Below are 2,155 nucleotides of genomic sequence, written 5' to 3'. Positions count from 1 at the left end.
CCCCACCTCTCGGCCTCCGCCTCGACAGCCGCCGATTCCCCGTACCGCAGGCACGCCTCGACGAACCGGACCGTCGCGGTCTCCGGCGGCGTGGTCAGCGGGTTCTTCCCGATCAGCGTGGAGACCGCGGCGGGCGACAGCCCGTCAACGCGCCCGCACAGCGCGCGGTACTTGGGCCGCCCGCACCATTCATGCAGCGCACGGAGCCGGGCGGTGAACTCCGCCCAGGTGGACGCGTCCTCGGGAGCGGGCGGGGGTCCGGACACAGCGGGCAAGGAACACTCCTGTGGTCAGGCGGGGGCCACTCATAGTGCTACCGGTCAACCCCGCATCCCGCCATAGCCAGAAGCCCACTCCCCCACAACAACCCCATGCCCAGGCCGATGCAACGAACCTGCCGGACTGCACCACATCGGTCTCTATGGCGACACCACGCACCTCGACCGTCCGAGGTATCACCTGACCAGAGTTGAGCTCACTCTCAGGAAGCTTCCGCACCACATGAACAATGTAGGCGGGCGCGTCCAGCGCACGACCGCCCCGGGTCGGCGGCCCGAAGCCCATACCGACCACATTGGGGTCACTTCCGCACCGCGCCCAGAGCCCCGAGCAACCTCAGCAACCAACACCCGAGCCGCCCCCCACTCCTCCCGAGAGGACATACAAGGCATAGTCGGCCGACACCTCAAAGGGGTCAAGGCTCACCCAGCAGACACCCGCAGCCCCCAACGACATAAGCCCAAGCAGCGCGGGGGGGACTGTACGGTTTTCGGTGTAACTCCTGATCAAGGAGTGACACATGACAACCGAAGCGAGCACGGAGGCCGTGGTGGCCGAGTCCGACAACCCGGCCACGCAGGCGGCCGGGGTCGATCAGGAGCTGGTCGGCCGGCTGGTGGCCCAGGCCCGTGAGCAGGGCCTGGACCTGACCGGTGAGGGCGGGCTGCTGCAGCAGCTGACCAAGCGGGTGCTGGAGTCCGCCCTCGAGGGCGAGATCACCGACCACCTGGGCCGGGACCGCCACGAACGGACGGGCGAGGGCGGCGGGAACGTCCGCAACGGGCACCGGTCCAAGACCGTCACCACCGAGGTCGGCCCCGTCGAGATCGACGTGCCCCGGGACCGGGACGCCACCTTCGAGCCGAAAATCGTCCGAAAGCGGCAGCGGCGGCTGACCGGGGTGGACGAGATGGTGCTGTCCCTGAGCGCCAAGGGCCTCACCCATGGGGAGATCTCCGCGCACCTGGCCGAGGTCTATGGCGCCACGGTGTCCAAGCAGACCATCTCCACCATCACCGACAAGGTCATCGATGGCATGGTCGAGTGGCAGAACCGGCCGCTCGACTCCGTCTATCCGGTCATCTTCCTGGACGCGATCCAGGTCAAGATCCGTGACGGGCAGGTCGCCAACCGCCCGATCCATGTGGCGCTGGCCGTCACCGTCGAGGGCACCCGCGACATCCTCGGGCTCTGGGCCGGGGACGGCGGCGGCGAGGGCGCCAAGTATTGGCTGCAGGTCCTCACCGAGCTGCGCAACCGGGGCGTGGCCGACGCCTGCATGGTGGTGTGCGACGGACTGACCGGCCTGCCCGACGCCGTCGCCCACGTCTGGCCGCAGGCCCTTGTGCAGACGTGCATCGTGCATCTGCTGCGCAACTCGTTCCGGTATGCCGCCCGGCAGGACTGGGACAAGATCGCCAAGGCGCTCAAACCCGTCTACACCGCTGCGACCGAGGCGGCGGCGATGGAGCGGTGGCTGGAGTTCGCCGAGACCTGGGGGACCAAGTATCCAGCGATCATCCGGTTGTGGGAGAACGCCTGGGCCGAGTTCGTGCCGTTCCTGCAGTTCGACCCCGAGATCCGCAAGGTCGTCTGTTCGACCAACGCCATCGAGAGCGTGAACGCCCGCATCCGCCGGGCGGTCAAGGCCCGCGGGCACTTCCCCAACGAGCAGGCCGCCCTCAAGTGCGTCTACCTGGCGGTGATGAGCCTGGACCCCAAGGGCACGGGCCGCAAACGCTGGATCATGCGGTGGAAGGCAGCCCTCAACGCCTTCGACATCGCCTTCGAAGGCCGCCTCACCACCACCTGCAACTGACCCGAGCAAGAACGAGTTACACCGTTAACTGGACACTCCCGCGCGGGGAGGGGCGGG

The 2,155-nt window shown here is 68.2% G+C and carries 2 protein-coding genes; one reads left to right on the top strand and one right to left on the bottom strand.

From position 1 onward, the window contains the following. On the bottom strand, positions 1 to 275 hold a 275-nt coding region (locus ETD96_RS43490; protein WP_138642308.1), incomplete at its 3' end, for a hypothetical protein. A gap of 524 nt (positions 276 to 799) precedes the next feature. Here ETD96_RS43490 and ETD96_RS43485 point away from each other — a divergent pair. Continuing rightward, the gene (locus ETD96_RS43485) at positions 800 to 2,098 is read left to right on the top strand and encodes an IS256 family transposase (protein ID WP_138642307.1); all 1,299 of its coding nucleotides are present in this window, start codon (positions 800 to 802) and stop codon (positions 2,096 to 2,098) included. Positions 2,099 to 2,155: the final 57 nt, after the last annotated feature.

This window comes from Actinomadura geliboluensis (assembly GCF_005889745.1).
Taxonomy (GTDB): Bacteria; Actinomycetota; Actinomycetes; order Streptosporangiales; family Streptosporangiaceae; genus Spirillospora; species Spirillospora geliboluensis.
Note: the sequence above shows the minus strand (reverse complement) of the source record. Positions and strands in the feature narration are given on the sequence as shown.